Here is a 23071-nt window from a genome sequence, read left to right as displayed (position 1 = left end):
GAATCAACTGGATTACTGCTGAGTCTCCTGCTCAGTGAACAGATCGCTGAACAGCATGCTCGACAGATAACGCTCACCGGAGTCCGGCAGAATCACGACGATGGTCTTGCCCTGCATCTCCGGCGTCTCTGCCAGTCTCACCGCTACCGCCATTGCGGCACCGCAGGAGATACCGCACAAAATCCCCTCTTCCTGCATCAAACGCAGGGCCATGGCCTTGGACTCTTCGTCAGTGACCTGCTCGACCCGGTCGACCATCGACAGATCCAGGTTCTTCGGCAAAAACCCGGCGCCGATCCCTTGAATCTTGTGCGGGCTCGGTTTGATCTCTTCACCGGCCAGCGCCTGGGTGATTACTGGCGATGACATCGGCTCCACTGCCACCGACAGAATCGGTTTGCCCTGGGTATTCTTGATATACCGCGAAACACCGGTGATGGTTCCGCCGGTGCCAACGCCCGCTACCAGTACATCGACGGCGCCGTCAGTGTCGTTCCAGATTTCCGGACCGGTGGTCTTTTCATGGATGGCTGGGTTGGCCGGGTTATCGAACTGCGATGGCATGAAGTATTTGTCAGCATCGCTGGCAACGATTTCGGCCGCCTTCTCGATTGCGCCTTTCATGCCCTTGGCCGGCTCGGTCAAAACCAGTTCGGCGCCCAGAGCCTTGAGAACCTTGCGACGCTCGATGCTCATCGAGGCCGGCATGGTCAGCATCAATTTGTAACCACGAGCGGCGGCGACGAATGCCAGACCGATCCCCGTGTTACCCGACGTCGGCTCGACAATGGTCATGCCCGGTTTGAGTTTGCCGCTGCTTTCGGCGTCCCAGATCATGTTGGCGCCGATCCGGCACTTGACCGAGTAACCGGGGTTGCGCCCCTCGATCTTGGCCAGGATAGTCACGCCGCGCGGCGCGATACGGTTGATCTGCACCAGCGGCGTGTTGCCGATGGAATGGGCGTTGTCAGCAAAAATACGGCTCATGGCTGGGTCCTTATGCAGCATTGAATTCAGCCTTCCAAGGTATGCCTGTTGCCTGGCGCAGTCCAGTCGGGTCGAACGTCTGCGCGGCGTAACAGTCAATCGCTTACATCGTCTGGGAATTGCCGTCATGAAGCGTCGCTACAGTTGGCCACTAGGGATTTTCGCCGTCGTCGTTGTGTTGTTGATCGCGCTGCACATCGCCCTGCCCTACATGGTGCGCGACTATCTGAACGGCAAACTGGCGGACATGGGTGACTACCGGGGTCAGATCACTGATGTCGATCTGGCCCTATGGCGCGGCGCCTACAAAATCAACGGTCTGAAAATCGTCAAGGTCGACGGCAAAGTGCCGGTGCCGTTCGTCAATGCACCGCTGATCGATCTTGCGGTCAGCTGGCATTCGCTGTGGTACGACCATGCGGTCGTGGCGCAAGTGAAATTCGTCAATCCCGAGATCAATTTCGTCGATGGCGGGGCCAACAAGCAGAACTCCCAGACCGGTCAGGGCACTGACTGGCGTGCGCAACTGGGCAAGTTGCTGCCGATTACCCTCGATGAAGTGCAGATTCACGACGGCAAGATCAGCTTCCGCAATTTCAATTCAAAACCGCCGGTCAACATGAACGCCACCAACGTCGACGCGAGCATCTACAACCTGACCAATGTGGTCGACAAGCAGGGCAAACGTGACGCCCGTTTCGAGGGCAAAGCGCTTTTGCTCGGGCATGCCCCACTGGAAACCACTGCCACCTTCGATCCGCTGAGTAATTTCGAAGACTTCCAGTTCCGCCTGCGCGCCAAAGACATCGAACTCAAAAGCATGAACGACTTCGCCTCGGCTTACGGCAAGTTCGACTTCAACGCCGGCCACGGTGACGTGGTGATCGAAGCCCAGGCCAAAAAGGCCCAGGTCAACGGTTACATCAAGCCGCTGCTGCGCGACGTCGAAGTGTTCAACTGGCAGCAAGATGTGGAAAACAAGAACAAGAGCATCTTCCGCTCGGTCTGGGAGGCCATCGTCGGCGGCTCGGAAACCGTGCTGAAGAACCAGGCGAAAAACCAGTTCGCCACCAAGGTCGAACTCAGCGGCAACGTCCATCAGCAAAATATCAGCGCATTCGAAGCGTTTTTGCAGATTTTGCGCAATGGTTTCGTACAGGCATTCAATGCCCGGTATGAGCGGCCGAAGCCGGACGCGGGTTAGAGTTCATCTCTGGAAAAGCATCCAGATATAGAGTATCGGCGCCAATCTGAATATCCGGGGCCGGCCATTCAACGGTCCAACCTTTATCGCCCAAGATGGCAGTCGCAAAGACTTGGGGATCAAGCAAGGGCTGCAACTGCTTACACGTTTGAATATCTCGACTCAAATCGAGTGTCAGCGCTCGACCATCAACAAAGTCCAGTGCAAGCCGGCAATCAGAGAGTGCAGTAACAGCCGCCAAGCGTGGTCGTTTCATGGATAGCATCAATTCAGCGCCTCCGGGCACATGGGGACTGCTTCGCAGCCCAGCGGGAGCAAGCTCCCTCGCCACAGATTCAGTGGACATCCTGAAGGCTATCGTCAAATCAACGAGGCCTGAATACTGGCCATCGGCCGAGACTGAGTCAACATGTGACGCCCCATTCAGAGACTGAATAAGCCGTCTGCGTTCACAGTCGACCGGCCTGCGCGTTATAGTCGGGCATCCGATTATTTCGCCCCCGCCCTGCCCGTTCAGGTCGGCGTTACCGTTCGAGGATTAGCAGATGAAGTTCGAAGGCACCCAGGCCTACGTCGCCACCGATGACCTGAAGCTGGCGGTCAACGCCGCCATCACCCTGGAGCGGCCGCTGCTGGTCAAGGGCGAACCGGGCACCGGAAAGACCATGCTCGCCGAGCAACTGGCCGAATCGTTCGGCGCCAAGTTGATCACCTGGCACATCAAGTCCACCACCAAGGCCCATCAGGGCCTGTACGAGTACGATGCGGTCAGCCGCCTGCGCGACTCGCAACTGGGCAATGAAAAAGTCCACGACGTGCGCAACTACCTGAAAAAAGGCAAGCTCTGGGAAGCGTTCGAGTCCGAAGAGCGGGTCATTTTGTTGATTGACGAAATCGACAAGGCTGACATCGAGTTCCCCAACGACTTGCTGCAAGAACTCGACAAGATGGAGTTCTACGTTTACGAGATCGACGAGACCATCAAGGCGAAAAAGCGCCCGATCATCATCATTACCTCCAACAATGAAAAAGAGCTGCCGGACGCTTTCCTGCGCCGTTGCTTCTTCCACTACATCGCCTTCCCCGACCGCACCACCCTGCAGAAAATCGTCGACGTGCACTACCCGGACATCAAGAAGGATCTGGTCAGCGAAGCGCTGGACGTGTTCTTCGATGTGCGCAAGGTGCCGGGCCTGAAGAAGAAGCCGTCGACCTCGGAACTGGTCGACTGGCTGAAGCTGCTGATGGCCGACAACATCGGCGAAGCGGTGCTGCGCGAGCGCGATCCGACCAAAGCGATTCCGCCGCTGGCCGGCGCGTTGGTGAAGAACGAGCAGGACGTGCAGCTGCTTGAGCGCCTGGCGTTCATGAGCCGTCGCGGCACCCGCTAAGAGGCTGATGCCATGTTGCTCAACCTGTTCAATGAAATGCGTGCCGCCAAGGTGCCGGTGTCGGTGCGCGAGTTGCTCGACCTGATCAACGCGCTGAAACAGCGCGTGACCTTCGCCGACATGGACGAGTTCTATTACTTGTCGCGGGCGATTCTGGTCAAGGACGAACGCCATTTCGACAAGTTCGACCGCGCGTTCGGCGCCTACTTCAATGGCCTCGAAAAGCTCGATGACCACTTGCAGGCGCTGATTCCCGAAGATTGGCTGCGCAAGGAGTTCGAGCGCTCATTAAGCGACGAGGAACGCGCGCAGATCCAGTCACTCGGCGGTCTGGACAAGCTGATCGAAGAGTTCAAGAAACGTCTGGAAGAACAGAAGGAACGCCACGCCGGTGGCAACAAATGGATTGGCACTGGCGGCACTAGCCCGTTCGGCTCCGGTGGTTTCAACCCGGAAGGCATTCGGGTCGGCGATGCTGGCAAGCGCCAGGGCAAAGCGGTAAAAGTCTGGGATCAGCGCGAGTACAAGAACCTCGACGATTCGGTGGAACTGGGCACGCGCAATATCAAAGTCGCCCTGCGCCGACTGCGCAAATTCGCCCGCCAAGGCGCGGCAGAAGAGCTGGACATCGACGGCACCATCGACCACACCGCCAAGGACGCCGGCCTGCTGAACATCCAGATGCGCCCCGAGCGCCGCAACACGGTGAAGCTGTTGCTGCTGTTCGACATCGGCGGTTCGATGGACGCCCACGTGAAGATCTGCGAGGAGCTGTTCTCGGCCTGCAAGACCGAGTTCAAGCATCTGGAGTATTTCTACTTCCACAACTTCGTTTACGAATCGGTGTGGAAGAACAACATGCGCCGCACCTCCGAGCGCACGTCGACCCAGGATCTGCTGCACAAGTACGGCGCTGACTATAAGGTAATCTTCATTGGTGACGCGGCGATGGCGCCGTATGAAATCACCCAGGCTGGCGGCAGTGTCGAGCACTGGAACGAAGAGCCGGGCTACGTGTGGATGCAGCGCTTCATGGAGAAGTACAAGAAGCTCATCTGGATCAACCCGTATCCGAAAGATACCTGGGGCTATACCTCATCGACCAATATCGTGCGGGACTTGATCGAGGATCAGATGTATCCGTTGACGTTGCGCGGGCTTGAGGAAGGGATGCGGTTTTTGTCCAAATAACGGCCAAAGGGTTCCCACGTGAGCGTGGGAACCCTCAATTCCGTACGGAATCGGCGGCCGTTTTACCAACCTGTTGCGAGATAGGAATTGCAGAGCCTGTCCATAAAGACGGTGTCCTGAATCGCCGGCCCGACAGAGGCGGTTTTTTGCCCGCGACGTCTCGTTTTCCCTTTGGCGACCACTTTCGTCCCGCCGTTTGCCAGCTCTACCCTACGAGCTTTCTCAATATCCGTTTCAGAACTCAGGGTCGTTTCACTCTTCATCTCGCCCTCTGGCGACAGAAAACGAAACCTGACCCGGGTCGCCTCCGTTTCACTGTTGTTCCCCTCGGCAATCAGTTCCATGGATTGACCACCTGCCTCTGTGCGGTGATTCCAGTGAAACATTCGCATCATGTCGACGGTTGCGGTGGACATGAATGTCTCGATACGCGCAACGATGTCCTGATGACCGGCATATTCGGCGTCCAGTCGTTGCACATTGTAGAAACGATCGACGCTCGCCCGATAAACCGGCACGCTGCCCACATCCTCATAAAAACCGACAATGTGCCCATCGACACGGTCCGCACACTCGCCCTCTGACTGGGCCATCACTTTCATAAAACGCATCTGTAACTTCCTTGTAAAAGATGAAGACCGATAGTTCCACACCTCCTCGACGCATGATGTAGGGCGACTTACCAAAGCGTCAGGAAACGTCTCGGTCTTCAGTCCGAAATACGGTCAATTACAAGTAGGACTTCAGGTAGTTGATATGGTCGAGCCATGCACGCTCTTGCATGACAGGTGTGAAGCGCACCTTGTCACCCGGCAGACGCTGCGCCAGCCTCGCCAGCGCCAACGGCGTCAACGCGCCCAAGCGTGGATAACCACCAATGGTCTGGCGATCATTGAGCAAGACGATCGGCTGCCCGTCCGGCGGCACCTGCACTGCGCCGAGTGGAATGCCTTCGGAAATCATCGGGAGCCCTTGATAGTGCAAGGCGCTGCCCAACAAGCGAATGCCCATGCGATCTGCGCGACTGTCCAGTGACCAGGATGTATTGAACACATCAAACAGGCTCTGCCCGCTGAACTGGCCGATCTGCGCGCCGAGTACCAGATCCAGCGCTGCATTCGATTTCAAATCAGGCCGTAATGCCAAAGGCACTTCGCGAAGCGACAGCGATTCACCGCGATAGCTCAGCCCTGCCCCCTTGGCCAGCGGCAAACCCAGGCCATCCAGACCACCGAGCTCTTCGCGCACCACTGTCGCGCTGCTGCCCAAGACCTTGGGGGCCTCGAAGCCACCGGGCGCCGCCAGATAAGCCCGGGCACCGAGCAACGGTTGCGTGAACAGCAACTTCTGTCCTTTACCCAACTTGAAACTGCGCCACGGCGCCAGCGGTTGCCCCTCAATCTGCGCGCCAAGATCAGCTCCGGCCAGCGCCAGCAAGCAGTCCTCCTCCGCGATGACGGCAAAGCCGCCGAGGGTGATTTCGATCACCGGCACATCCAGTCCGTTGCCCAGCAACCAGTTGGCCCAGCTCATTGAGCACCAGTCCGCCGCGCCGCCCTGGGTAACGCCCAGATGGCGCACGCCGAAACGTCCTGCATCCTGCAACAGACAGAGCGGTGTACTCGCTTCAATCGTCAGTCGGCTCATGCCTGCACCTCCAGTGGCGTGTCATCGCCGCCCAGATTGACGAATTCGGCGTGACTGACCACTTCGAATCGCACCGTGTCGCCCGGTTGCATCAGGCTGTAACCATCGCGATTGCGGTCGAACAATTTCGCTGGCGTGCGACCGATCAGGTTCCAGCCACCGGGGGACACTACCGGATAGGCCGCCGTTTGCCGTTCGGCAATCCCGACGCTGCCTGCAGCAACTTTTTTTCGTGGGGTATTCAGACGTGGCGCGGCCAGAATCTCTTCTACCAGTCCCATAAAGGCGAACCCCGGTGCGAAACCCAGGGCGAACACCTGATACTCCCGCGCACTGTGGCGCCGGATCACCTCCGTCACCGCCAGACCGCTGCGCTCGGCGAGCAAGCTCAACTCAGGGCCGACGCTCAAGTCATACCAGACCGGCAGCACATGGCACTGGCCAGCCGTTCGCGCATTTGGCGACAGGTCGATCAACGCTTCGGCGATCAATTCCCGCGCCTGACCCGGACTCAGTGCAGTCAAATCGTAATGCACCATCAGCGTCGTATAGGAAGGCACCAGATCGATCAGTTGCTCACCGAATGCCGTACGCAAGCGCTCACTGGCGGCGAGCATCCACGGCATGTTGGTTTCGGCGATTTCATCGAACAGACGCAGCATCAGGCAATCCAGTGCCACCACTTCAATCCTTGGGTTCATGGCGCGCTCTGCTGATTCAAGGCCTCGCGAATGCGTTGCACGGCGGCGACCGAACTGGCGTTGTCGCCGTGCACGCAGAGGGTATTGGCGTGCAGCAGCAAGGCGCTGCCGTCGCTGGCGCTGAGGCTGTCGCCACGGGCGATGGTCAACGCTTGCTCGATGATCTTCTCGGGGTCGTGATGCACCGCGCCCGGCAGTTGTCGTGAAACCAGTTTGCCGACACTGTCGTAAGCGCGGTCAGCGAAGGCTTCGAACCACAACGTCACGCCGTACTCATCGCCAATCTGCTGCGCAGCCGAATTGTCGCGAGTAGCCATCAGCATCAGCGGCAGGCTGCGGTCGTAAGCGGCCACGGCCTGAATCACCGCACGCAGTTGCGCCGGGTTGGCCATCATGTCGTTGTACATCGCGCCGTGGGGTTTGACGTAACTGACGCGCCCGCCCTGGGCTTTGCAAATGCCGTCGAGGGCTCCGATCTGGTAATGCAGGATGTCTTGCAGCTCTTGCGCCGAATACGCCATGGAGCGGCGACCGAAACCGACCAGATCCTGGTAAGCCGGGTGTGCGCCGATCTGCACGCCATGGCTCAACGCCAGGCTGACGGTCTTGCGCATGATGCTCGGGTCACCGGCGTGGAAACCGCAGGCCACGTTGGCGCAATCGATGAAGGGCATGACCTCGGCGTCCAGACCCATGGTCCAGCTGCCGAAGCTCTCGCCAATGTCGCAATTCAATAGCAGGCGGCTCACGGTGAACACTCCTGTAGGTGCTTGTCTTTTTATCTGTAGGACTGTGCTGCGCAGGTTATCAGTTACTGCGCGTCCAGTTGCTTGCCACGGGTTTCCGGCAGGCTCAGCGCCGCGATAATCACCACGCCGTAAGACACTGCGGCAAAGGCACCAATGCCTACGCTCAACGGTACTTTCTGGCTGAGCAGACCAATCAGCAGCGGAAACAATGCCGCCAGCGCCCGACCGATGTTGTAGCAAAAGCCCTGCCCCGAACCGCGAATTCGCGTGGGGAACAGCTCGGTCAGAAACGCGCCCATGCCACTGAAAATCCCTGAAGCAAAGAAGCCCAGCGGGAAGCCCAGCCACAGCATCACGCCGTTGCTCACTGGCAGCTGCGTGTAGAGCAGAACGATGGTGAACGAGCCGACCGCGAAGAGGATGAAGTTCTTTTTCCGCCCCAGCAGGTCAGTCAGGTAGGCGCTGATCACGTAACCGACGTAGGAGCCGACAATCACCATCGCCAGATAGCCGCCGGTGCCGAGTACGCTCAAGCCGCGTTCGTTTTTCAGAAAGGTCGGCAGCCAGGAAGTGATCGCGTAATAACCGCCCAGAGCACCGGTAGTCAGCAGCGAAGCGCGGAACGTGGTGAAGAGCATGCCGGGGGCGAAGATCTCGTAAAACTTCGACTGAGTCTCCGGCGTTTGTTGGGCCTTGGCCTCGCGATAGATCTCCGGATCCTTGACCAGACGACGGACGAAAATCACGAAAATTGCCGGCACGATGCCGAGGATGAACAGCGCCCGCCAGGCATCTTCCGGCGGCAATACCGAGAACAGCAACGCATACAGAATCGCCGTCAGTCCCCAGCCCAACGCCCACCCGGATTGCACCATGCCCACCGCTTTGCCACGGTCCTTGGCGCGGATCACTTCACCGATCAGCACCGCACCGGCGGTCCATTCGCCGCCGAAACCGAAGCCCATCAAGGTGCGAGCGATCAATAATTGTTCGTAGTTTTGCGCGAAGCCGCAGAGGAAGGTGAAGAAGGCGAACCACAGTACGGTCAGTTGCAGGGTGCGCACACGACCGATGCGGTCAGAGAGAATCCCGGCAACCCAACCGCCAATCGCTGAAGCAATCAGCGTGCTGGTATGAATCAACCCCGCTTCGCCGGTGGTGATGCCCCACATCGCAATCAGTGTCGGCACGACGAAGCTGAGCATCTGCGTGTCCATGCCGTCCAGACCGTAGCCGATCTTGCAGCTCCAGAACGTTCGGCGCTCCTGCTGGTTGATGTTGCGATACCAGTCAAACGGCCCCGGACGCGCCGTTGCCTTGGGTACTTCTAGGGTGTCGGGAGCACGCATGGCTTATCTCCGCAGGTTTTTTATTGGTCTTGTTCGTAGCCCCGACGACGCCTATCGTGGGGACCGGATGCGTCGATTTTTCGTCGCGCGGCCCTGCTGCGTCCAACGAATAAAAACCCGCCTTAGCCATAAGAAAAATTTGTCACCCGAGCCTTGCCCATGAACCTGAAGTTTCTCGAGACCTTTGTCTGGGTCGCCCGCCTGAAGAGTTTTCGCCTGACCGCCGACAAGCTGTTCACCACCCAGGCGTCGATTTCCAGCCGCATCGCGGTGCTGGAAGGTGAGCTGGGGGTGAAGCTGTTTTTGCGCGATTCACGCGGTGTCAGCCTGACGCCCGAAGGGTTGAAAGTGCTGGAATATGCCGAGCAGATGCTCGACACGATGTCAGCGCTGAAACAGTCGATTGAGACCCGCTCGAGCAAGGTCGGGCGCGTACGCATTGGCGTGATGGACACGGTAATCCACACCTGGCTCAGCCCGTTGGTGGCGCAAATGACCGACTTGTATCCACGGGTGGAAATCGAGCTGGTGGCGGATACTTCGCTGAACCTCTGCGATCAGTTGCAAAAAGGCTTTCTCGATATCGTTCTGCAAACCGATCTGGTGCGCCATGAAAGCGTGCGCAGTCTGGAGCTGGCCAGCCATCCGCTGGGCTGGATTGTTGCCAGTAATTCGATCTACAACCGCGACTACGCCGACCTCACCGAACTGGCGCAGGAACGGATCATTACCTACTCGAAAAACTCCCGACCGCATCAGGATCTTCTGGCACTGATGCAGGCCAACGGGGTGCTGGCGCCACGCTTGAACTGCGTGAATTCGGTGTCGGCGATTACCCGGTTATTGCGTGATGGATTCGGGATTGGTGTACTGCCGCCGGTGTTGGTGGCGGAGGAACTGGCGCGGGGTGAATTGACCTTGCTGGACATTGATCAACGGCCACCGAACTTGCAGGTGGTGGTGTCGTGGCGGGTGGGCGTTGAGTGGGTCGAGGAGATTGTGACGTTGTGTCAGCAGGTGCTGGAGGGATATGCGATCAAGGTGGGCAAGGACTACATCGTTTTAAGTTGATCGTTCCTACGCTCCGCGTGGGAATGCAGCCCGGGACGCTCCGCGTCCCTCGAAAGCCGAACGCGGAGCGTCCGTTGAGGCATTCCCACGCGGAGCGTGGGAACGATCATCAGAGGCCACGCACGTCGCGGTCTTCAATCGGCCGGCTCTGGCGCAGACGTCGGCCACCCAGCACGACCCAATCGATCAAGCGGAACAGGCATTCAATGCCGAACGACAGCAGCAACGCGCCGCTCATGCCCCAGATCATCGCTTCCGGGGTCAGCAGGATCTGGTAGCTGTAGCCGTTCCAGGTTTCCTTGCGAATATCCGGGTCAGCGGCCAGCACCACTTGCAGGAAGCGGATGTACCACGGGCCTTGCATCGCCTGGAACTGCTTGTCCAGCGCGATCTGACGGCTGAGCAAAGTGCTCAGGCTGTCGGCATCGCTGCGAAACACCAGATCTTCACTGGCGCGGTAATGCGCGACCAGCGCCTGCATATCACCCTTGAAAAACTGCTCGGCGGTGCCCTGAAAACCGCGCAGACCGGTCTGCGCTTCAATCAGATGCGCCTCGACGCGTTTGGCGTAATCATTGATGAAACCCGGCACCTGGACACCGATCAACAGGCCCGCCGCAAACAACACCAGCCGTACATAACTGAGCAACATCGGGGTAGATCCTTATTCGGTCTTGCCTTGACTGACGCATTCGCCGCGTCGCCACAGGCTCCATTGGCCCGGTTCGTAGCGGGTCCAGGTTTCGTTTTCGGTCAAAGGCTCGGTAGCGATCACGGTGACCACGTCGTTGGGCGTGGTTTCCGCCTGGAAATCGACGATCACGTCGACATCCTTCAGACGCGCCGGGCCGAACGGTGCGCGGCGGGTGATCTGTGCGAGTTTGGTCGAGCAATAGCAGAACAGCCAGTCGCCATCGCTGAGCAGGCAGTTGAATACGCCTTTGCTGCGGTATTCGGCGCAGGCGGCGACCAGATCCGGCAGCAGCGCTTCTATATCGACCGGCTCCGGGAATGCTGCACGCACACGGTTAAGCAAATCGCAGAACGCCGCTTCGCTGTCGGTATCGCCGACCGGGCGGTAGAAACTTTTGATCGGGGTGAAATCGGCGAGCTGGCCGTTGTGCGCGAAACACCAGTTGCGCCCCCACAGCTCGCGGACGAACGGATGGGTATTGGACAGGCAGACCTTGCCGACGTTGGCCTGGCGGATGTGGCCGATGACCACTTCGCTCTTGATCGGATAGCGCTGCACCAGATTGGCGACTTCCGACTCGCAACTCGCGGCCGGGTCCTGAAACAGGCGCAAGCCACGGCCTTCATAGAAGGCAATGCCCCAGCCGTCGCGGTGCGGGCCGGTGCGGCCGCCGCGCTGCATCAGGCCGGTGAAGCTGAACACGATATCGGTCGGCACGTTGGCACTCATGCCCAGTAATTCACACATGTGCGGACTCTCGGGTTACAGGCGCGGCTCGACCCGCATGCGCTGCGGATTATTCGGCAATGGAGGACGACCGTAGCGGTCATCGCCGGCGCCGCCAAACGGTTGATCGTCATCGCGATCATCGGCGCGAGCGGCGGCTTTGGCGGCTTCGGCCTGTTCACGACGCGCACGCGAAGCACGCTCGATCGGGAAGCGGATCGCCACGAAAATCAGGTAGATCGCGAAAGCGATCATGCCGTACATGAACAGATCGGAGACTGCCCGCCAGGCGTTGTTGCCGACCTTGAAGGCCAGGTCGAGCGCGGTGATGGCAATGGACGGCGCAACCTTGGCTTTCACCGGATCAATGATGGTCGGGCTGAACAGCAACACCGCCATCAGCACGCGCAGCGGTTCGCGCAACCAGCGCCACATCCAGGTAGTCAGGCGCATCCATACCAACAGGCAGCCCACAGCGGCAAAGGCGTAGAGGCCCCAGGCGATCAGATAGTCGTTCTCGGTCATGGTGTCCATGGCAAGGCAGGCAAAGAGGCGCTTATAGTAACGACTTTTCGCCCGTGCGGCTTGTCCCAATAGACATGCGACCTGTGGGAGTGAGCCTGCTCGCGATGACGGACAGCCTGACAACATTGATGTTGAATGTGCCGGCCTTATCGCGAGCAGGCTCACTCCTACAGGGTCTGCGGCGGTTTCAAGCGCTGCGAAAACCCTTATTCCGTACATTGTCCGAGAGCCTTCCATGCCCCAATCCGCCAACGTCATCAGTGCCCCGATTGCCCACAAGGCCGCCGGCGCCGACCCGTATGCCTGGCTGCAGGAGCGCGACACCGACGCGGTGCTCGATTACCTAAAGGCCGAAAACGCCTACCAGGAAGCGCAAACCGCCGATCAGGCTGAATTGCGTGAAAACCTGTTCGAAGAGATCAAGGGCCGGATTCTGGAAACCGACCTGTCCCTGCCCTCGCCGTGGGGCCCGTACCTGTATTACACGCGCACCACGGCGGGCGACGAATACGCCCGGCACTACCGCTGCCCACGCCCGGCGGACGACAGCCTGAGCCTCGACGAAAGCCGCGAACAATTGCTGCTCGACCCGAATGTGCTGGCCAACGGCGGGTTCTTCTCGCTTGGTGCGTTCAGCATCAGCCCCGATCATCAGCGCCTGGCCTACAGCGTCGACGCCTCGGGCGATGAGATCTACACGCTGTTCGTCAAGGAACTGGCCAACGACAAAGTCAGCGAACTGGAATTCGAAGATTGCGACGGCAGCATGACCTGGGCCAACGACAGCCTGACGCTGTTTTTCGGCGTACTCGACGACACCCATCGCCCACACAAACTGTTCCGCTATCGCCTCGATGGCACCGCTGCCGAAGAGGTGTTCCACGAGCCGGACGGGCGTTTCTTCCTGCACTGCTACCGTTCCAGCTCCGAGCAGCAATTGCTGCTGTCGCTGGGCAGCAAGACCACTAGTGAAGTCTGGGCGCTGGATGCCAATCAGCCGCACCTGCCGTTCACCTGCCTGGCGCCACGGGTCGAGGATCATGAATACGATGTCGATCACGGTCTGCTCGATGGCGTGTGGACGTGGTTCATCCGCACCAATCGTGACGGCATCAACTACGCCCTGTATCAGGCCCCGGACACCGGCACCGCGCCGTCCGAAGCCGACTGGCAAAACCTGATCCCCCACAGCGACACGGTGATGCTCGATGGCGTCAGCCTCAACACCGAGGCCATGACCCTGAGCCTGCGCGAGGGTGGCCTGCCGATCATCGAAGTTCACCCACACGGTCTGACGCCTTATCGCGTGCAATTGCCGGACGCGGCCTACAGCCTGTATGTGCAAAACAGCCTGGAGTTCGAGAGCGACCGTATTCGTCTACGTTACGAAGCGTTGAATCGCCCGGCACAGGTGCGCCAGTTGATCTTGGCGAGCGGCGAACAAACCGTTTTGAAAGAAACCCCGGTGCTCGGCCCGTTCGACGCCGACGCCTACGTCAGCCAGCGCCTGTGGGCGACGGCGCCGGACGGTACGCAAGTGCCGATCAGTCTGGTGATGAAACGCGAAATGGTTGGCAAAGCGGTGCCGCTGTATCTGTATGGCTACGGCGCTTACGGCTCGAGCCTTGATCCGTGGTTCTCCCACGCGCGCCTGAGCCTTCTGGATCGTGGCATGGCCTTCGCCATTGCTCACGTGCGTGGCGGCGGTGAATTGGGCGAAGCCTGGTACCGCGCCGGCAAGCAGGAACACAAGCACAACACCTTCAGCGACTTCATTGCCTGCGCCGAGTTCTTGATCCTTAACGGCATCACCACCGCTGAAAAACTGGCGATCAGTGGCGGCAGCGCCGGTGGTTTGCTGATTGGTGCGGTGCTCAACCAGCGCCCGGATCTGTTCGGCGTGGCGATTGCCGAAGTGCCGTTCGTCGACGTGCTCAACACCATGCTCGACCCGGAGCTGCCACTGACCGTCACCGAATATGACGAATGGGGCAATCCCGAAGAGCCGGAGGTTTACGAGCGAATCAAGGCGTACGCGCCGTACGAAAACGTCAGTGCGCAGGATTATCCGGCGACGCTAGTGATCGCCGGCTACAACGACAGCCGCGTGCAGTACTGGGAAGCGGCCAAGTGGGTGGCGAAACTGCGCGCGACCAAGACTGACGACAATGTGCTGTTGCTCAAGACTGAACTGGGCGCCGGGCATGGCGGGATGAGCGGGCGTTATCAGGAATTACGTGACGTAGCACTCGAATACGCATTTGTTTTCAAGGTTTTGGGCCTGGCCTGAGGAACTCCGTCGGTCACTTGGGTCTTAATTGCAGACCCAAGAGGCCGATATCCCCACAGATATCCTGTAGGAGTGAGCCTGCTCGCGATAGCGGTATGTCAGTTAAAGATGATTTGAATGACCGACCGCTATCGCGAGCAGGCTCACTCCTACAAGGGACCGTGTGAAGCCTGAAACAGTGAAAACAAAAAGACCGTGACGACATGTCAGAACCGACCTTACTGAACAACGAAATCCGCGACTGGCTGATGGACTGCGGCCTGTTCGATCAATTGCAGCTGGCCGACTTTGCGGCCGCTTCCGGCTACTTCAGCATCAGCACCGTGGCTGAAGGCGAGGCGATTTTCCGCGAGGGCGATGCCGGCAGTTTCATGTGCATCCTCCACACCGGCCAGGTCGCCGTGCAAAAAACCGGGCCCGATGGTCAGGTGATCACCATGGCCACCTTGCGCAGCGGTCGGGCGTTCGGCGAAATGGCCGTGCTCGACGGTGAACGCCGCTCGGCCACCTGCGTCGCTGCGACTAACTGCCAGCTATTGAACCTCGGCAAGGACTCGCTGGAAAAAATGCTCAACGACGCGCCGAAGATCGCCGCGAAAATCATCCGCGCCCTCGCCGTATCGCTGTCGAAACGCCTGCGCATGGCCGACGGTCAACTGGCGGCGCAACAGGTTTAACCGCCGGGAGATTTTGCCTTGGTGCCGGTCGGTTCGATACCCGGCACCGGCTGATCCTTGCTCGGCGGGCTAGGCATTTCGATCGGCACCAGCGGCGGGCTGCCACTGCCGGCACCGGACTTGGGAATGTTGATCGGCGTGATCTGCGGATAAGGCGTCGGTGTCGCTGTCCCGGGCGAGCCAGGTTGCGGCGCCGGGCTGACCGGAATTATCTGTTGCGCCTGCACTGCAGTAATCGAGAGCGCGGCCAGGGCAATGACCGTTAGAATGGTGCGCTTCATCAAGGGCTCCGTTTGGCCTCTAGTCTGCGCTCAGGCTACTCCCAACGGGCCTGCTTGCCTTCCCCCTTGTAGAGATTTCCATGAAACGTTTCGTTCTGCTCGACACCACCCCGATCCCTGAAAGCGGCGGTGCCCTGTGCCTGTTCGAATATGGCGAGGATTTTGTCATCAAGATCCAGGGCGGCGACGGCGGACAATTGATGAACACGCGCATGCACGGTTCCGAAGATGCACTGGCCGAGATTCCGTGCCGCAAGGTCGCTGGGCGGCCGGATTCGCGGGTGCTGATCGGCGGTCTGGGCATGGGTTTCACCCTCGCCTCGGCGCTCAAACATCTGGGCAAGACTGCCGAAGTGGTAGTCGCGGAACTGGTGCCCGGCGTGGTCGAGTGGAACCGTGGCCCGCTCGGCGAGAAGTCCGGTCGACCGCTGCTCGATCCGCGCACGGTGATCCGTCAGGAAGACGTGGCCAAAGTGCTGCAAAGCGAACCGAACGGCTTCGATGCGATCATGCTCGACGTCGACAACGGCCCCGAAGGCCTGACCCAGAAGGCCAATAGCTGGTTGTATTCGGCCGCCGGTCTGAATGCCTGCGCCAAAGCCCTGCGCCCGAAAGGCGTGCTGGCGGTGTGGTCGGCCAGCGCCGACCGGCTGTTTTCCGACAAATTGAAGAAGGCCGGTTTCAAGGCCGAAGAAGTCCAGGTCTTCGCCCACGGCAACAAGGGCACCCGCCACACGATCTGGATTGCCGAGAAGCTCAAGGGCTGAGCTAAACTCTGCGCATAACCGTCATTAGTCTTTTACAAAGGTGAACCCATGAGTTCGTCCACCCCAACCAACACGTCGAAGCTGGATCGCATCCTCGCCGACAACCAGCGCGACAAGGAAATGGGCTACCGCGACAAGGCCCTGAAGATGTACCCGCACGTCTGTGGCCGCTGCACCCGTGAGTTTTCCGGCAAACGCCTGAGCGAACTGACCGTGCACCATCGCGACCACAACCACGACAACAACCCGCAGGACGGCTCGAACTGGGAATTGTTGTGCCTGTATTGCCACGACAACGAACACTCGCGCTATACCGATCAGCAGTATTTCAGCGAAGGCTCGCTGAGCACGCCGAAGATTGCCAAGGCAACGCACAACCCGTTTGCCGCGCTGGCCGGGTTGATGAAAAAAGAAGACTGATGATCTTCAGCGCCTGAACTGGCCCCTTCGCGAGCAGGCTCGCTCCCACATTTGATTGGTGGTGTACACGAAATCAATGTGGGAGCGAGCCTGCTCGCGAAGGCGGCCGGCCAGACACCACATATCTCGAATCTGCCCGCCCTCTCCCAATCCCCGTATAATCGCGCTCTTTTTCCCGAAGGCACCCCGCTCGTGGCAGACAAACGGTACAGCTGCATTGGTTTGTATAACCCCAAATCACCGGAGAACGTCGGTTCGGTGATGCGCGCCGCAGGCTGCTATGGCGTGGCGTCGGTGTTCTACACCGGCAAGCGTTATGAACGCGCCGCCGACTTCGTCACCGACACCAAACGCGTGCACTACGACATCCCGCTGATCGGCATCGACGATCTGAAAAAGATCCTCCCGCTCAACTGCGTGCCGGTCGCCGTGGAACTGGTCGAGGGCGCCCGCCCGCTGCCGGAATACACTCACCCGGATCGCGCCCTGTACATCTTCGGCCCAGAAGACGGCTCGCTGGATAAAGAGATCCGCGACTGGTGCGAAGACGTCGTGTACATCCCGACCACCGGTTGCATGAACCTCGCCGCCACGGTCAATGTCGTGCTCTACGACCGCATGGCCAAGGGCTTGAACACCCGCTCCGGGCCAAAATTCCGCTAAAGCGTCGCACATCCGATGGAACAAGCTGACCGCTCTGGCAGTCAGCTTGTTTATCGATTACTCATTGCCTGGAGAAAGATCATGACCGAGCTCAAACGTGTCGAACGTATCGAATCCACCCCGTTCCAGAGTCGTTCCGAGCAGAACGTCGAAGGCTGGGAACGCATCGGCTCGCTCGCGGGCGGCGTGATCATGGTCGGCAAAGGCCTGCGCCGTGGCGGTGTGTTCGGGTTGATTCAGGTGGCGATCGGCGGCGTGGCCATGGCGCGCGGGATTACCGGACACAGTTCGGTGAAAAGCCTGATCGAGAAGAGCCGTCAGGACATGAATAACGTGCGGGCGAAGATCGAGCGGGCCGGGGAAGAGTTGAGCAAGCTCAAAGCCAATGCCGAGGCGGCGACCAGCACCGCCACCGTGACCGGCAATGATTCGGTGAAATCGCCGAAAGCCGGGGTTTGATCCGAGATTTGCGGTGGGGCTAATGACCCCTTCGCGAGCAGGCTCGCTCCCACCTTTTGAAATGCATTCCCCTGTGGGAGCGAGCCTGCTCGCGAATAGCGGTATTACTGAAGTAACCCGGTATCAAGGACTTTGGACGACTCGCCAAGAACGCTCTCGGCCAGTTGCACAAACGCCTTGGTACTCACCGTCCCCAGATGCATCGCCCCACGCAACACATCATCCAGCGAACGCTTGTTGCGCGTCTTCAAGCGAATCTCGCGATCGAGTTCCTGCAACACAACTACTGCTTTCGCTACCTGCGCCGGGCTGATCTGCTCGCCGCGCAACGTCGTGACCTTCTGGCTGTCCTTGGCCAATTTCGCCTGTAGCGCCTGATAACGCTCATCGCTCATGCCACCGGCGCGGCGCACCAGTTCGATCGCGTAATACTCGGCAAAACCTTCGCTGATCCAGTCGCTGCGCTGCTCGTCGTTGATCCGCCCGAACACCTGCGCCAGCTCACGCACCAGCGCGCTGCTACCGCTTTCGCTGACCAGCGGCAATCGCGTATTCACGTAAATGGATTCATGCGCACCGAGGCTGCCCCTCCACATCGGATCGTTGGCGCCGACAATCAACAGTTTGGCCGGATGGCGTGGATAAACCGCCTGCACCTGCGGCCAGACGAACGTCAGCAACGTCAGCACGTCCATGCGCCGCATGCCCTGCCCTTGCGGCGAGGCCACGGTGACTTCGGTTTCGCCCAGCCGGGTGCGGCGGCTGCCGAGGTGTCCGGCGAGCATCCACCCGGTCGGTCGATCGAAGAGCCGCGAAGGATTGTCGATGCGGAATTTGTTTTTGCCGATGCGCGGCCAAGCGGTTTCGATGCTCTTCCAACCGTCGGGTAATTCGAATTGCAGACGCGCGACCAGTTCGGTGCCGTCCTGTTGATCGAGTTTGGCTGGCGGCACCAGTTCGTCGCCACGCATCAACGCCCAAGTCGGGGTCATGCGTGTGTCGAAGCTGCCGTTCTTGCGGCCGTGGCTGATGCGCACGCGGTAGGTCAGGCTGGACTTTTCGCTGGCGGGGCGCCAGACCCCGCGCGCCTGTTTGCCCGGGCTCAGCAGCCACTGGCCGTCAGCCTTGAAGTCGCTGTAATGGCTGCCGTCGCCAAGATCGAAATCGAGACTGCGCACCGCTTCGCCCTTGGCCAAGGTCAGGCGCACCTCGGCCTGATCACTTTGCGGCAACAGGCGCACGTGATAATCCAGATCGACTTTCTTCGCCGCCCATGCCGGCACGCTCAACGCCAGCAGCGCAACCATCAGCGCTTGCGGCAATCCGACAGCCATACGCACTCCTTGGTAAAGCTTGATTCGGCGGACGCTCAGCCCGCGCGGAAAATCAGGTGATCTTCCCAGTCATCTTCCGGCACGCTGCCTTCGGCAAGCATGCGCCCGGACTGGGAAATACGTTCATGGTGCACCGCGTCGCGATCGCCACACACCAGGTGGTGCCACAACGGCAGATCCTTGCCCTCACTGACTAGCCGATAACCGCAGGTCGGCGGCAGCCATTTGAACTCTTCGGCCTGGCCCGGGGTGAGCTGGATGCAGTCCGGGACAAACTTGATGCGATTCGGATAATCGCTGCACTGGCAGGTTTTCAGGTCGAGCAGTTTGCAGGCGATGCGCGTGTAATAAACGCTGTTGTCCTCTTCATCCTCGAGTTTCTGCAGGCAGCACAGACCACAGCCGTCGCACAGCGATTCCCATTCCTGGTGATCCAGTTGATCGAGGGTTTTGCGTATCCAGAACGGTTCGACTTTGGCGGCCATGGCTCAAGCATCAACATCAGGTGGTGAAAAGGCCGCCAGTCTAGTGCCCAAGGCCCGGCGGGCCAAGCGTTGGCGACTGCCGGTTGTGCGGGACTTGTCAGTTTTTGTGGCGGCGCGTAGCTTTGCCAGTCGCAAGGAGCCTTGCCCGCAAGCCATAACGCTCGACCGCGTTGCATTGTGGTGAACCCTCAGGCTCGGAAAACCCCATCGTTCAGCGCAACTGATCCCGCCGGGTTTTCATGCAAATCCCTGACTCAACCGTAGCAAGGAATCTCTCCATGAGTGCCAACCCTCGCGTTGCCGATTACGCCATTCACCCGCAATTCACCGACCGCTGGTCGCCGCGTGCCTTCACCGGCGAAGCGATCCCGGAAGAAACCCTGCTGAGCTTCTTCGAAGCCGCGCGCTGGGCGCCTTCGGCGTACAACTCGCAGCCGTGGCGTTTCCTCTATGCGCGTCGCGATACGCCGAACTGGGAGCGTTATCTGGGTCTGCTCAATGAGTTCAACCGTAGCTGGGCGCAGCATGCGTCGGCGCTGGTGATCGTGATTTCGAAAACCACGTTCACCGCACCGGGTGCAACCGAAGAAACCCCGGCGTTGTGGCACACCTTCGACACCGGTTCGGCGTGGGGCCATCTGGCGCTGCAAGCGAGCATCAGTGGCTGGCACACCCACGGCATGGCGGGTTTCGATCAGGAGCTGACGCGCAAGGAGCTGAATATTCCTGAAGGTTATGCGCTGCACGCGGCGGTGGCAGTCGGCAAACTCGGTGACAAGGCAACGCTGGCTGAATACCTGCAGGCTCGCGAAGAGCCGAGCCCGCGTCGCCCGCTGAACGAACTGACCGCGGAAGGCGACTTCACCCTCTAAGCCACACCGTAAAACAACTGTAGGAGTGAGCCTGCTCGCGATAGCGGTGTGTCGGTCGACATTAATACTGTCTGACACACCGCTATCGCGAGCAGGCTCACTCCTACATTGATTGCGGTGTATCAATACCCGCGGTTGAAATCCACTTCCCCGCGCAACGCTTCGCTCGCCTGATACGCCTTCAGGTTCTCGACAAACAGCTGCACCATCAACGCCGGCGACGTCGGTGCCGAGCTGTGCCCGGTCAGCAGCAAACCCCACGCGGTCCAGAACGGATGGCGCTGTGGCAGTGGTTCCTGACGGCAAACGTCAATCACCGCCCCCGCCAGATGGCCTTCCTTCAACGCGTCCACCAGATCGGCATCGACCACCGCAACCCCGCGTCCGGCGTTGATAAACAACCCGGTCGGCTTGAATTGCTTGAACAGCGCCGCGTCGTAGATATCGTGGGTGTGCTCGGTGTTCGGCAGCAGGTTGACCACGTAATCCACCTCGCCCACCAGACGCGGCAGATCGGCCACCGAACCGACTTCGACAAATGGCGCCTGCTCGCGGGCACTGCTGGCGATGCCGTACAGTTCAATGCCAAATGGCAGCAGGAACTGCGCCACGCTCTGGCCAATGTCACCGGTGCCGACGATCAACACCTTGCGCCCGACCAGACTCTGGCCACTGCGGTTGTCCCATTTGCGTTCGACCTGGCTGACCAGTCGCGCGAGCACTTCGCGCTCATGGCCGAGGATGTAGGTCAGTACGTATTCGGCCATCACCTGACCGAAAATCCCCACCGCACGGGTCAAACGGTAATCGCGGCGCAAACCGTCAGCGAGCAACGGCGTGATGCCGGCCCAGGTCGATTGCAGCCACTGTGGTTGATGACCCTGACGCAGCAGGGTCGCCAATAGATCGGGCTGGCCGAGCCACACCGGGCAATCGGCGGCCTGACGGGCCAGCTCGGCGGAGTCGCCGCTGGTCAGTACTTCAACCTCGGGCGCTGCCTGACGCAGCAGCCGGGCGTATATCGCGTGGTCGTGTTCAGCAATCAGAACGCGCATCTTCAAACCTTTCGCAAACCGTGCAGACGGCCGCCGGATTCGGGCGGCCATCGCGGTAAAAACCGTTCCAGGGTAAATCGAGACTCAGAACAGAGTCTCGCCGATCAGACCGGGTCGTTGCGTCGCAGCAACTCTTCGGGCAAGTGCTCGATGTACTCGTCCTCGGCCGGCGGCATTTGCAGGTGATAGCCCTGCTTGTCGAGGTTTTCCAGGACCACGACGATGTCCTCACTGGCCAGTTTGCGCTCAGGCGACAGCACCAGATCGAAGGAATGCTTCGGCTTGCCGAAGGCCAGCATCAGCGCTTCCGGCACGCGCTCCAGCGCATCACTCTTGAGCACGTAAAGGTACATGCCGCTGCGCTTGGAGCTTTGGTAGATGGAACAAATACGTTTCAAGGCTGTTCTCCGGCGGTGGCCAGGCTGTCGAGCAGCTTCTGACCCATGAGTTCGCGGCGCCAGCCACGCAGCGACTCAGGCAATTGGTAAGGACCCTCGGGGTAGCCGCTTTTGACCAGGGCTTCGAGGGTTTTCTTGCGCAGCATCAGTTCCGGGGCAATGCCCAGGCGCTCGGCCTCAGCCTGGCCCAATGCGCGCAGTTGTTTGATCAACGCAGCGGCTTCGATCGGCAATGGCTCCGCTACGGCGGGCGGCCATTGATCAGGGCCCACACTGCCAGAGCGCTTGATCAGATCAAGCAGAAACTGGCCGTCCTGACGCACGGTACGCGGGTGCATGTCTTCGATCTTGCCCAGCGCCGCAAGGTTGTCCGGTTGCGTGCGGGCCAGCGGCCACAGCGAATGCTCACGAACGATACGGTTGCGCGGCAGATCGCGGGCACGGGCCTCTTTTTCACGCCAGGCGCACAACTCACGCAGAACGGCCAGTTGCGCACGGGACAGTTTCCACGCCAGTTTGGCCTCGCGATAGACCTCGTAAGGGTCGGTTTCGCGGCGCAGGTTGGCAACCAGTTCGGCACCGTCCTCCAACACCCAGGCGAATTTGTCGTCAGACAGTTTCGGCCGCAGTTGTACGAAAACTTCCGCCAGATGCACCGCATCTTCGGCGGCGTAGCTGATTTGCGTGTCGGACAACGGGCGCTGCAACCAGTCGGAACGGGTCTCGCCCTTCGGTAGCTCGATGCCGAGCACTTCCTGCACCAGTCGCGAATAGCCCATCGAGAACCCGAGGTTCAGGTAAGCGGCGGCGAGTTGCGTGTCAAACATCGGCGCCGGCAGGCTACCGGTCAGGCGCAACAGCACTTCGAGGTCTTCGCTGCAGGCATGCAGGACTTTCAGCACCGCCGGGTTTTCCAGCAGTGCGGCCAGCGGTTGCCAGGCGTTGATGGTCAGCGGATCGATCAGGTAGGCGCGTTTGCCGTCGCCCACCTGCAGCAGGCCGGCAATCGGGTAGAAGGTGTCGACCCGCATGAATTCGGTGTCGAGGGCAACGAACGGCAGCTGCTGCCACTCGGCGCAAAACTGCGCGAGGCTTTCGTTGTCGCGAATCCAGTGAATATCGATGGCCACACGGC

Annotated in this window: 27 protein-coding genes; 11 read left to right on the top strand and 16 right to left on the bottom strand. The window is 59.9% G+C overall.

All coding sequences use genetic code 11. From position 1 onward, the window contains the following. Positions 1-12: 12 nt before the first annotated feature. Entirely contained in the window at positions 13-987 is a 975-nt protein-coding gene (gene cysK, locus AC5SEM_RS03800; protein ID WP_495472208.1) for a cysteine synthase A, read from the bottom strand. 127 nt (positions 988-1114) lie between these two features. Between cysK and AC5SEM_RS03795 the strand changes: the two genes are divergently transcribed. After that, a complete protein-coding gene (locus AC5SEM_RS03795; protein ID WP_077571561.1) occupies positions 1115-2191 on the top strand; it encodes a DUF748 domain-containing protein in 1077 nt (358 codons plus the stop codon). On the opposite strand, the gene AC5SEM_RS03790 is transcribed toward AC5SEM_RS03795, so the two are convergent. Continuing rightward, the gene (locus AC5SEM_RS03790; RefSeq protein ID WP_254846332.1) at positions 2151-2447 is read right to left on the bottom strand and encodes a DUF2442 domain-containing protein; all 297 of its coding nucleotides are present in this window, start codon (positions 2445-2447) and stop codon (positions 2151-2153) included. The genes AC5SEM_RS03795 and AC5SEM_RS03790 overlap by 41 nt on opposite strands. Positions 2448-2736: 289 nt before the next feature. On the opposite strand from AC5SEM_RS03790, the gene AC5SEM_RS03785 reads away from it, so the two are divergent. Further along, positions 2737-3582, top strand: a complete 846-nt coding sequence (locus AC5SEM_RS03785; RefSeq protein WP_007911294.1) for an AAA family ATPase — start codon at positions 2737-2739, stop codon at positions 3580-3582. 12 nt (positions 3583-3594) lie between these two features. After that, complete coding sequence (locus AC5SEM_RS03780; RefSeq protein WP_007911295.1) at positions 3595-4773, top strand: vWA domain-containing protein; 1179 nt, start codon at positions 3595-3597, stop codon at positions 4771-4773. 62 nt (positions 4774-4835) lie between these two features. Here AC5SEM_RS03780 and AC5SEM_RS03775 read toward each other — a convergent pair whose 3' ends face one another. The 5 genes from AC5SEM_RS03775 to AC5SEM_RS03755 all read right to left on the bottom strand — a co-directional run bounded on the left by AC5SEM_RS03775 (position 4836) and on the right by AC5SEM_RS03755 (position 9219). Next, a complete protein-coding gene (locus AC5SEM_RS03775) occupies positions 4836-5384 on the bottom strand; it encodes a hypothetical protein (protein WP_495472207.1) in 549 nt (182 codons plus the stop codon). A gap of 118 nt (positions 5385-5502) precedes the next feature. Then, positions 5503-6420 (bottom strand): 5-oxoprolinase subunit C family protein, encoded by a 918-nt coding sequence (locus AC5SEM_RS03770; protein ID WP_495472206.1) that lies wholly within the window; start codon positions 6418-6420, stop codon positions 5503-5505. Next, the gene (locus AC5SEM_RS03765) at positions 6417-7121 is read right to left on the bottom strand and encodes a 5-oxoprolinase subunit B family protein (protein ID WP_495472205.1); all 705 of its coding nucleotides are present in this window, start codon (positions 7119-7121) and stop codon (positions 6417-6419) included. The genes AC5SEM_RS03770 and AC5SEM_RS03765 overlap by 4 nt, the downstream gene beginning before the upstream one ends. Beyond that, the gene (locus tag AC5SEM_RS03760) at positions 7118-7870 is read right to left on the bottom strand and encodes a 5-oxoprolinase subunit PxpA (protein ID WP_495472204.1); all 753 of its coding nucleotides are present in this window, start codon (positions 7868-7870) and stop codon (positions 7118-7120) included. The genes AC5SEM_RS03765 and AC5SEM_RS03760 overlap by 4 nt, the downstream gene beginning before the upstream one ends. A 62-nt stretch (positions 7871-7932) precedes the next feature. Further along, positions 7933-9219 carry an MFS transporter gene (locus AC5SEM_RS03755; protein ID WP_034153180.1) on the bottom strand — a complete coding sequence of 429 codons (1287 nt, stop codon included), beginning with the start codon at positions 9217-9219 and terminating at the stop codon, positions 7933-7935. Between the two features lie 159 nt (positions 9220-9378). Between AC5SEM_RS03755 and AC5SEM_RS03750 the strand changes: the two genes are divergently transcribed. Further along, positions 9379-10290: a LysR family transcriptional regulator gene (locus tag AC5SEM_RS03750; RefSeq protein WP_495472203.1), complete on the top strand. Its 912-nt coding sequence runs from the start codon at positions 9379-9381 to the stop codon at positions 10288-10290. A 109-nt stretch (positions 10291-10399) separates the two neighbouring features. Here AC5SEM_RS03750 and AC5SEM_RS03745 read toward each other — a convergent pair whose 3' ends face one another. The 3 genes from AC5SEM_RS03745 to AC5SEM_RS03735 are packed head-to-tail and all read right to left on the bottom strand — an operon-like array spanning position 10400 to position 12244. Next, positions 10400-10942 carry a DUF2937 family protein gene (locus AC5SEM_RS03745; protein ID WP_495472202.1) on the bottom strand — a complete coding sequence of 181 codons (543 nt, stop codon included), beginning with the start codon at positions 10940-10942 and terminating at the stop codon, positions 10400-10402. 12 nt (positions 10943-10954) lie between these two features. Next, positions 10955-11731 carry a class II glutamine amidotransferase gene (locus AC5SEM_RS03740; protein WP_008085906.1) on the bottom strand — a complete coding sequence of 259 codons (777 nt, stop codon included), beginning with the start codon at positions 11729-11731 and terminating at the stop codon, positions 10955-10957. Positions 11732-11746: 15 nt separating this feature from the next. Continuing rightward, positions 11747-12244, bottom strand: coding sequence for an MFS transporter (locus tag AC5SEM_RS03735; RefSeq protein WP_077571553.1), 498 nt, complete (start codon positions 12242-12244; stop codon positions 11747-11749). Positions 12245-12470: 226 nt separating this feature from the next. Between AC5SEM_RS03735 and AC5SEM_RS03730 the strand changes: the two genes are divergently transcribed. Both AC5SEM_RS03730 and AC5SEM_RS03725 read left to right on the top strand, forming a co-directional pair. Next, entirely contained in the window at positions 12471-14525 is a 2055-nt protein-coding gene (locus AC5SEM_RS03730; RefSeq protein ID WP_495472201.1) for a S9 family peptidase, read from the top strand. 203 nt (positions 14526-14728) lie between these two features. After that, positions 14729-15202 (top strand): cyclic nucleotide-binding domain-containing protein, encoded by a 474-nt coding sequence (locus AC5SEM_RS03725; RefSeq protein WP_077571551.1) that lies wholly within the window; start codon positions 14729-14731, stop codon positions 15200-15202. On the opposite strand, the gene AC5SEM_RS03720 is transcribed toward AC5SEM_RS03725, so the two are convergent. After that, on the bottom strand, positions 15199-15483 hold the full coding sequence (locus AC5SEM_RS03720) for a hypothetical protein (RefSeq protein WP_077571550.1): 285 nt from the start codon (positions 15481-15483) through the stop codon (positions 15199-15201). The two genes, AC5SEM_RS03725 and AC5SEM_RS03720, sit on opposite strands and share 4 nt — an antisense overlap. Before the next feature lie 80 nt (positions 15484-15563). On the opposite strand from AC5SEM_RS03720, the gene AC5SEM_RS03715 reads away from it, so the two are divergent. From AC5SEM_RS03715 to AC5SEM_RS03700, 4 genes are all read left to right on the top strand, one after another. Then, the gene (locus tag AC5SEM_RS03715) at positions 15564-16250 is read left to right on the top strand and encodes a spermidine synthase (RefSeq protein WP_007911335.1); all 687 of its coding nucleotides are present in this window, start codon (positions 15564-15566) and stop codon (positions 16248-16250) included. A 48-nt stretch (positions 16251-16298) separates the two neighbouring features. Beyond that, the gene (locus tag AC5SEM_RS03710; protein WP_007911336.1) at positions 16299-16670 is read left to right on the top strand and encodes a YajD family HNH nuclease; all 372 of its coding nucleotides are present in this window, start codon (positions 16299-16301) and stop codon (positions 16668-16670) included. A 192-nt stretch (positions 16671-16862) separates the two neighbouring features. Beyond that, positions 16863-17333 (top strand): RNA methyltransferase, encoded by a 471-nt coding sequence (locus tag AC5SEM_RS03705; protein WP_007911337.1) that lies wholly within the window; start codon positions 16863-16865, stop codon positions 17331-17333. Positions 17334-17414: 81 nt separating this feature from the next. Continuing rightward, the gene (locus AC5SEM_RS03700; RefSeq protein WP_007911338.1) at positions 17415-17792 is read left to right on the top strand and encodes a YgaP family membrane protein; all 378 of its coding nucleotides are present in this window, start codon (positions 17415-17417) and stop codon (positions 17790-17792) included. Between the two features lie 104 nt (positions 17793-17896). Here AC5SEM_RS03700 and AC5SEM_RS03695 read toward each other — a convergent pair whose 3' ends face one another. Together AC5SEM_RS03695 and AC5SEM_RS03690 are read right to left on the bottom strand one after the other, a co-directional pair. Beyond that, on the bottom strand, positions 17897-19126 hold the full coding sequence (locus AC5SEM_RS03695; RefSeq protein ID WP_495472200.1) for a hypothetical protein: 1230 nt from the start codon (positions 19124-19126) through the stop codon (positions 17897-17899). Positions 19127-19161: 35 nt separating this feature from the next. Further along, positions 19162-19611 carry a YcgN family cysteine cluster protein gene (locus tag AC5SEM_RS03690; RefSeq protein WP_034153170.1) on the bottom strand — a complete coding sequence of 150 codons (450 nt, stop codon included), beginning with the start codon at positions 19609-19611 and terminating at the stop codon, positions 19162-19164. Positions 19612-19889: 278 nt separating this feature from the next. On the opposite strand from AC5SEM_RS03690, the gene AC5SEM_RS03685 reads away from it, so the two are divergent. Continuing rightward, positions 19890-20483, top strand: coding sequence for a nitroreductase family protein (locus tag AC5SEM_RS03685; RefSeq protein ID WP_212622761.1), 594 nt, complete (start codon positions 19890-19892; stop codon positions 20481-20483). Between the two features lie 122 nt (positions 20484-20605). Here the strand turns inward: AC5SEM_RS03685 and AC5SEM_RS03680 are convergent, their stop codons facing one another. The 3 genes from AC5SEM_RS03680 to rnd all read right to left on the bottom strand — a co-directional run bounded on the left by AC5SEM_RS03680 (position 20606) and on the right by rnd (position 23066). Next, on the bottom strand, positions 20606-21538 hold the full coding sequence (locus tag AC5SEM_RS03680; protein ID WP_495472199.1) for a D-2-hydroxyacid dehydrogenase: 933 nt from the start codon (positions 21536-21538) through the stop codon (positions 20606-20608). Between the two features lie 104 nt (positions 21539-21642). Further along, positions 21643-21936, bottom strand: coding sequence for a YcgL domain-containing protein (locus AC5SEM_RS03675; RefSeq protein WP_007911350.1), 294 nt, complete (start codon positions 21934-21936; stop codon positions 21643-21645). Next, entirely contained in the window at positions 21933-23066 is a 1134-nt protein-coding gene (gene rnd, locus AC5SEM_RS03670; protein ID WP_077571546.1) for a ribonuclease D, read from the bottom strand. The genes AC5SEM_RS03675 and rnd overlap by 4 nt, the downstream gene beginning before the upstream one ends. Positions 23067-23071: the final 5 nt, after the last annotated feature.

This window comes from Pseudomonas sp. CH61 (assembly GCF_059429415.1).
This window is presented reverse-complemented; position numbering and strand designations above follow the sequence as displayed.